The 7026-nt window shown below is 64.6% G+C and carries 8 protein-coding genes; 6 read left to right on the forward strand and 2 right to left on the reverse strand.

Annotated elements, in window-relative coordinates:
* Positions 1 to 193 precede the first annotated feature (193 nt).
* Positions 194 to 1087, reverse strand: coding sequence for a LysR family transcriptional regulator (locus ACI0FO_RS29260; protein WP_416032071.1), 894 nt, complete (start codon positions 1085 to 1087; stop codon positions 194 to 196).
* Positions 1088 to 1300: 213 nt separating this feature from the next.
* Between ACI0FO_RS29260 and ACI0FO_RS29265 the strand changes: the two genes are divergently transcribed.
* From ACI0FO_RS29265 to ACI0FO_RS29290, 6 genes are all read left to right on the forward strand, one after another.
* Entirely contained in the window at positions 1301 to 1975 is a 675-nt protein-coding gene (locus tag ACI0FO_RS29265) for an RraA family protein (protein ID WP_416032072.1), read from the forward strand.
* Positions 1972 to 3189 (forward strand): aminotransferase class I/II-fold pyridoxal phosphate-dependent enzyme, encoded by a 1218-nt coding sequence (locus ACI0FO_RS29270; RefSeq protein WP_416032073.1) that lies wholly within the window; start codon positions 1972 to 1974, stop codon positions 3187 to 3189. The genes ACI0FO_RS29265 and ACI0FO_RS29270 overlap by 4 nt, the downstream gene beginning before the upstream one ends.
* Positions 3190 to 3268: 79 nt before the next feature.
* Entirely contained in the window at positions 3269 to 4096 is an 828-nt protein-coding gene (locus ACI0FO_RS29275) for an ABC transporter substrate-binding protein (RefSeq protein WP_416032074.1), read from the forward strand.
* A 28-nt stretch (positions 4097 to 4124) separates the two neighbouring features.
* Entirely contained in the window at positions 4125 to 4826 is a 702-nt protein-coding gene (locus ACI0FO_RS29280; protein ID WP_416032075.1) for an amino acid ABC transporter permease, read from the forward strand.
* A gap of 1 nt (position 4827) precedes the next feature.
* Positions 4828 to 5544 carry an amino acid ABC transporter permease gene (locus ACI0FO_RS29285; protein WP_183015399.1) on the forward strand — a complete coding sequence of 239 codons (717 nt, stop codon included), beginning with the start codon at positions 4828 to 4830 and terminating at the stop codon, positions 5542 to 5544.
* The gene (locus tag ACI0FO_RS29290; RefSeq protein WP_416032076.1) at positions 5541 to 6266 is read left to right on the forward strand and encodes an amino acid ABC transporter ATP-binding protein; all 726 of its coding nucleotides are present in this window, start codon (positions 5541 to 5543) and stop codon (positions 6264 to 6266) included. Before ACI0FO_RS29285 ends, ACI0FO_RS29290 begins: the two co-directional genes overlap by 4 nt.
* Before the next feature lie 522 nt (positions 6267 to 6788).
* On the opposite strand, the gene ACI0FO_RS29295 is transcribed toward ACI0FO_RS29290, so the two are convergent.
* On the reverse strand, positions 6789 to 7026 hold a 238-nt coding region (locus ACI0FO_RS29295), incomplete at its 5' end, for a hypothetical protein (RefSeq protein WP_416032077.1).

Consider the following 7026-nt stretch of genomic DNA (forward strand, 5'->3'; position numbering starts at 1 on the left):
GGCCGGTGGGGCGCGGGGCGTCGATAAGCCCGAGGGAATCCGAAGGAACTGCCAAAGGCAGTGACGAGGATGACGAGAGGGCAGTCCGGAGCGAAGGCTCCGGACCGCAATCGTTGCCCCGCGCCCCACCGGCCACCGACGCGCCGGGCGTCTCAAGAACTCAACCCAGGCCTGACCCACACCCCCACACCCCTTACTGCCACCCCCCAGAAAACTCGCAACAACTCTCCGCCAACTCCGCCACGCTTTCACAAAACGCTACGTCTGCGTCGCGTCGGAACATGGCGCTGTAGACCGATTGAGGGGGCGCCGTGCTGGTCCGCGCGATCACCAGTTGCCGCTTGCCCACCATGTCCGCGAAGTAGTCCCTGGGCAGGCAACTTACCCCGAAGCCCGCGGCGGTCAGGCCGGCCATCGCGATCAGGCTGTTGATCGTGAAGATGTTGCTGTCGGGCGTATGCGGGCGCAGCCAGCCGTCGTAGATCATGTTCAGGCCCGACTCGCGGCTTTGGCGCAGCAGCGGCAGGCGCGCGATGTCGGCGGGGGTGTAGATGCGGCTGGCGTCGATCATGTCGGGGCTGCCCATCCATGCGAATTCCAGGCGCTGCAGCGCCACTACCTCCAAATTCGGCTCGGCGAATTCGCCGTGCAGGAACGCCATGTCCAACTGACCGGCCTGCAGGCGCTTGAGCAGGTCGGCGCCCAGGTCGATGTGTGGTTCCAGCGTGATGCGGGGGTAGTGCGCGCGCAACAGGCGGATCAGGGCGGGTAGCCAGGTCATCGCCGTGATCTCGGTGATGCCGAAACGGAAAGTGCCGGTCAGGGTGTGCTGGCCCTTCAGGCGGACCAGCAGGCGGTCGCGGTGGCCCAGCATTTCTTCGGCCAGCGCATAAACCTCGTGGCCGCGCGCGGTCAGTTCCGCGCGGTGGCCCGAGCGGTCGAAGAGCGCCACGTCGAAGTCCGCCTCCAACTCCTGGATGCGCTTGGTGATGGCCGATTGCGTGGTGTGGAGCTTCTGCGCCGACGCCGAAAACGTGCCCAGGCGGACCGTCCAGTAGAGGGCTTCGATTTGTTTGAAAGTCAGCATGCGGCGGGTCTGCCCAGGGTCAGGTTCATTCCGAAATTTCGCTAAGGGCTAACCCTTATATTCCTAAAAGCGATGAGGTTCGTGGAAATTTAATCCCTTTTTCCCAAACCGAAAAGCTCGCACCATGCGATCTGACTCATCTCCCGGCCGGCCGGGGCCGGGACAACGTTCCGGGCCTGCGGCGGCTTTCGACTCAGGAATTTGCAGATCGTCATGGCCACTATCCTTACCGGCGCACGCCAATTGCCGGCGTCCCCCGTCGCTTCCGCCGCCATCCTTGAAGCGCTGGCTGGCATTGTCACGCCTCATCTCAGCGACAACCTGGCGCGCCGCGAAGGCATTTCGGGCCTGCGCCGCTACAACGCCCGCGGCAAGCTGGTGGGTACCGCGTTGACGGTCAAGACCCGTCCGGGCGACAACCTCATGATCTACAAGGCGATGATGCAGATCCAGCCCGGCCACGTGCTGGTGGTGGACGCGGGCGGCGACTTGTCCAACGCCGTGCTGGGCGAAATCATGAAGCGCTACCTGCAGCTCCATGGCTGCGCCGGCGTGGTCGTGGATGGCGCGATCCGCGACGTGGCCGCGTTCGAGGCCGACAGCTTCCCTTGCTATGCGCGCGGTCATATCCACCGTGGGCCCTACAAAGACGGTCCGGGCGAAGTCAATGTGCCCGTGTCCATCGGCGGCCAGGTGATTCATCCCGGCGACATCCTGGTGGGCGACGAAGACGGTCTGGTCAGCTTCGCGGCCAGCGAGGCGGAAAGCCTGATCGCCGCGGCGCACGCGCACGCCGCCAAGGAAGAACGCATCATGGCCGAGATCGCGGGCGGCAGCAGGACGCAAAGCTGGATGCAGGCCGCCTTTGCCGCCAAGGGGCTGGCATGAGCGGCGACGGCACCCTGTTGTTGGCCGACCGGGCGCGCGCCATCAAGCCGTCACCCAGCATGGCCGCCAAGACGCGCGTCGACCAGTTGCGCGCGCAAGGGCGCGACATCGTCGATTTCACCGTCGGCGAACCTGATCTGCCCACGCCCGCCCACATCGTGCAGGCCGGCATCGACGCCTTGAACAGCGGCGACATCCGCTACACGGCGTCCACCGGCGCCAAGCCGTTGCTGGAAGCCGTTCGTGCCAAATTCCAGCGCGAGAACGGGCTGGACTACGGGCTGGATGAACTGATCGTCGGCGTGGGCGCCAAGCAGTTGATTTTCACCGCGCTGGCCGCCACCGTGCAGGCCGGCGACGAAGTCATCATTCCCGCGCCCTACTGGGTGTCATACCCGGACATGGTGCTGGTCAACGACGGCACGCCCGTGGTGCTGGCCTGCCCGGAAGCCGACGGCTTCAAACTCACGCCCCAGGCATTGGAAGCCGCCATCACGCCGCGCACCAAGTGGGTGCTGTTGAATACGCCCAGCAACCCGACTGGCGCGATGTACGGCGCGGACGAACTGCGGGCGCTGGGCGAGGTGTTGGCGCGCCATCCGCACGTCTGGCTGATGACCGATGAAATCTATGAACACCTGGCCTACGGCCAGGCGCGGCATGCTTCGCCCGCCGCAGTGGTCCCCGCGCTGGCCACCCGCACGCTCACCATCAACGGCGTCTCCAAGGCCTATGCGATGACGGGCTGGCGGTTGGGCTACGCGGGCGGACCCAAGCCGCTGATCAAGGCGATGGCCACGTTGATTTCACAAAGCACCAGCTGCGTCAGCGCCATCAGCCAATCGGCCGCGCGCGTGGCGCTGACCGCGGACCAGTCTTGCGTCGGCGAGGCTGCTGCGGTGTTCCATCAACGCCGCGACCGCATCGTTGCGCTGCTGAACGCCGTGCCGGGCATCCGTTGCCCGCAGCCGCAGGGCGCGTTCTACGTCTATCCCTCCGTCGACGGCCTGCTGAAAAAGAGGACACCGGCCGGGCGCGTGCTTGAGACCGATCTGGACGTCGTGATGTACCTGCTGGACGAGGCCGGCGTTGCGGTGCTGGACGGCGCTGCCTACGGCCTGTCGCCCTACCTGCGCCTGAGCTTCGCCACGTCCATGGAGAACATCGAAGAAGGCTGCCGCCGCATCCACGAGGCCTGCGCCGCCTTGCGTTGACCGTCCGTTTTTTAAAGCCCGTTTGTTGAATGCCCGTTTCATCCGCCGTGCCCATACTTATATTCCAAGGGGAAACACCATGAAGACCACCATCGCCACTTTCGCCGCCGCTCTCGGCCTGGCCGCCACGCTGGCGCCCGCCGCGCATGCGGATACCGTGCAGGACATCAAGGCGCGCGGCAAATTCATCTGCGGCACCATGGGCACGGCCGAGCCCTTCAGCTTCCAGGATCCCAAGACCCGCGCCATCGTGGGGTACGAAGTGGACATGTGCCAGGCCGTTGCCGACAGCCTGGGCGTGCCGCTGGAACTGAAGCTGATTGCCGTGGAGGCCCGCATCCCCGAACTGATCGCCGGCCGTGTCGACGTCGTCGCCGCCAATCTGGGCTGGAGCCCGGAGCGCGCGCAGCAGATCGATTATTCGCACCAGCACTTCGTAAGTCTGCAGAAGATCCTGGCGCGCGATTCGGAAAAAGACCTGAAGGCGCCCGCCGACCTGGCCGGCAAGCGCGTCAGCGCCGTGCGCGGTTCGTCGTCAGAGCAGGGCGCGCGCAAGAACATCCCCAATGTCGATCCCGTGACGTTCAAAGACCCCAGCGGCGCCTTCCTGGCCTTGCAGCAGGGCAAGGTCAGCGGGTTTGTCGGCTCCGAATTGATGCTGGTGAAGCTGCAGCATCAGGCAGCCACCAGCGCCGTGCCGGTCAAGATCCTGGAGCCCGCGCTGTTTGTCGAACCCTGGGGCATGGGCGTGCGCAAAGGCGACACCGCCATGCTGGACCAGGTGAACAAGGTGCTGGACGGCATGGAAGCGTCCGGCCAGGCCACCAAGACGTTCGACAAATGGTTCGGCGCCGGCACGCAATTCAACATGAAGCGCGACTTCCGCATCGAAGCCATCAAGGGTTGACGCGCCGCGCGCGCTGGAGCCTGCCTCGATGCACTACGTTTTCGACTTCAACGCCATTTTCCAGGGCGAGTATCCGGCATGGCTGCTCAGGGGGTTCGTCACCACCCTGGCGCTGGCCGGGCTGGCCTGGATACTGGCGTTTTTCGTGGGCAGCCTGCTGGCGGTGATCCGCCTGACGGGCTCGCCGGTGGCCAATGGCGTGATCGCGGTGTACGTCGCGTTTCACCGCAACGTGCCCATGCTGGTGCACATCCTGTTCTGGTACTTCGGCGTGCCGGCGCTACTGCCGCAATTCGCGACCGACTGGCTCAACAGCCACGGTAGCGAATTCATCATGTCGTGCATCGCGATCTCGCTGGTGATGTCGGCCTATATCTGCGAAGACCTGCGCAGCGCCGTGCGCGGCATTGCGCCGGGCCAGGTCGAAGCGTCGCGTGCGCTGGGCTTGAGCTTTTTGCAGACCATGCGCAAGGTCATCTTGCCGCAGGCCTTCCGCATCGCGATTCCGCCGCTGCTCAACCAGACCCTGCTGCTGTTGAAGAACACCAGCCTGGCGATGGCGATCGGCGTGACGGAACTGACCGCCGCCGGACGCGAGGTCGAAAACTACACGTTCCGTACCTTCGAGGCGTATGCCGTGGTGACGGTCATCTACCTGGTGCTGTCGTTCATCATCATGGGCGGCGGCGCGCTCTTGCAACGACGCTACCGTCCGCTGGGGGCGCGCTGACATGTGGGACATCCTGAAAGACAACTGGCTGCTGCTGCTGATCGGGCAGTACCCGCATGGGCCGGTGGGTGGCCTGGTCGCCACCTTGGGCCTGGCCGCGATAAGCCTGGCGCTGGCGCTTCCGTGCGGCGTGCTGCTTGCGCTGGGCCGCATCAGCCCCTATCGCATCTTCTACTGGCCGTCTTCGGCCGTGGTCTATCTGGTGCGCGGCCTGCCACTGCTGATGTTCATCTTCTGGGCCTATTTCTTCGTGCCGCTCATCATTGGCCGGCCCGTCGCGGGCACCACGACGATGGTGGTGGCGCTGGTCTGCTACGAAAGCGCCTATCTGGCCGAAATCATCCGCGCCGGCATCCAGGCGCTGCCTCCGGGCCAGCAGGAAGCCAGCCGCGCGCTGGGCTTGTCGTACCTGCAGACCATGCGGCGCGTGATTCTGCCCCAGGCGCTCTACAACATGCTGCCCAGCATGCTGAGCCAGTTCGTGTCGACGGTGAAGGAAACGTCGCTGGCCTATGTGATCAGCGTGCAGGAACTGACCTACGCCGCGAATCAGATCAACAGCGTGCTGCTGACCAAGCCGTTCGAAGTGTTCGGCTTGCTGGCGCTGACCTATTTCATCCTGAATTTTGGCCTGAGCTCATTGGTGCACCTGACCGAACGACGTATCGGCAGGCGGCGCGCCGGGCTTGCGGCTGCCCCCAAAGTGGTGCCGACATGATCCGATTTTCCCAAGTGCAAAAGTGGTACGGCGATTACCAGGCGCTGGCCGATGTGACCGAGCAGGTGACGCAGGGCGAGGTGGTCGTCGTGTGCGGTCCCTCGGGGTCGGGTAAATCTACCCTGATCCGCACGGTGAACCGTCTGGAGCCGATCCAGGAGGGCGTGATCGAGGTGAACGGCCAGGACATCTATGGCCCGAAAGTCCACCTGGACCAGCTGCGCAGCCACATCGGTTTCGTGTTCCAGCAGTTCAACCTGTTCCCGCACCTGTCGGTGCTGGAAAACCTGATGCTGGCCCCGCTGCAGCTCAAACGCGCCCGCCGTCCCGAGGCCCGTGACCGAGCGCTGCAACTGCTGGAACGCGTGGGCCTCACCCACAAGGCCGACGCCTACCCCGCCCAACTCTCAGGCGGCCAGCAGCAACGCGTCGCCATCGCCCGCGCCCTGGCGATGAACCCGCCCGTGATGCTGTTCGACGAGCCGACAAGCGCGCTGGACCCGGAAATGGTCGGCGAGGTCCTTCAGGTGATGAAGGGCCTGGCAAAAGACGGAATGACGATGGTATGCGTGACGCACGAAATGGGATTCGCAAGGGAAGTCGCGGATCGGGTGTGGTTCATGGATGCGGGGAGAATTGTGGAGACCGGGACGCCGGAAGGGTTCTTTACTCGGCCGGGGACGGCGCGGGCGCAGAAGTTCTTGGCTGAAATTCGGCATTAAGGGGAAGGGGGGGGCTGGGTGCCGGGGTGGGTTCTTGAGGCGCCCGGCGCGTCGGTGGCCGGTGGGGCGCGGGTCAACGATTGCGGTCCGGAGCCTTCGCTCCGGACTCCCCCGTCGTCATCCTCGTCACTGCCTTTGGCAGTTTCTTCGGATTCCCTCGGGCTTATCGACGCCCCGCGCCCCACCGGCCACCGACGCGCCGGGCTCTGTCAGGTGCAATTTGACGTCAGCTGGGGCGGGCGGTTTGCGTAGGGTTCTTCTCCACGCGGTGGGGTGGTGGATGATCTTGCGGTGCCCGCTCCCGGCCGGCCGCGCGGGCGGCCTTTGGGAGCTTACGCGGTGTCTTGCGTCGTGATGATGCTGACCGTGCTCCGTAGGATGGGTGGAGTGCGTTCCGGTAGGCCCGAGCACGCGGACGCATGCCGCACGTAACCCATCACGCATGACGCCGATCATGCACATAAGGCGGCAGCATCGGTACATGCCCACATGATGGGTTGCGCGCGATTGGCGTTGCCGTTCTTATGCAGGGGTTCGCCGCGCTCCACCCATCCTACGATTGAAGGTCAATGCGCCGTCGGAGATGAATCCGCGGTTGATGATCAACGCGTCGTCGGAGATGAATTCACGGTTGATGATCAACGCGTCGTCGGAGATGAATTCACGGTTGACGATCAATGCGCCGTCGGAGATGAATTCACGGTTGATGATCAACGCGTCGTCGGAGATGAATTCACGGTTGACGATCAATGCGCCGTCG

The sequence above is a fragment of the Achromobacter marplatensis genome, from assembly GCF_049060505.1.
Taxonomy (GTDB): Bacteria; Pseudomonadota; Gammaproteobacteria; order Burkholderiales; family Burkholderiaceae_B; genus Achromobacter; species Achromobacter marplatensis_A.

Bases quoted from the DNA above. Each gene is read 5' to 3' on its own strand.
- ACI0FO_RS29260 (WP_416032071.1), bottom strand. From the start codon at position 1,087: ATGCTGACTTTCAAACAAATCGAAGCCCTCTACTGGACGGTCCGCCTG.
- ACI0FO_RS29265 (WP_416032072.1), top strand. From the start codon at position 1,301: ATGGCCACTATCCTTACCGGCGCACGCCAATTGCCGGCGTCCCCCGTC.
- ACI0FO_RS29270 (WP_416032073.1), top strand. From the start codon at position 1,972: ATGAGCGGCGACGGCACCCTGTTGTTGGCCGACCGGGCGCGCGCCATC.
- ACI0FO_RS29275 (WP_416032074.1), top strand. From the start codon at position 3,269: ATGAAGACCACCATCGCCACTTTCGCCGCCGCTCTCGGCCTGGCCGCC.
- ACI0FO_RS29280 (WP_416032075.1), top strand. From the start codon at position 4,125: ATGCACTACGTTTTCGACTTCAACGCCATTTTCCAGGGCGAGTATCCG.
- ACI0FO_RS29285 (WP_183015399.1), top strand. From the start codon at position 4,828: ATGTGGGACATCCTGAAAGACAACTGGCTGCTGCTGCTGATCGGGCAG.
- ACI0FO_RS29290 (WP_416032076.1), top strand. From the start codon at position 5,541: ATGATCCGATTTTCCCAAGTGCAAAAGTGGTACGGCGATTACCAGGCG.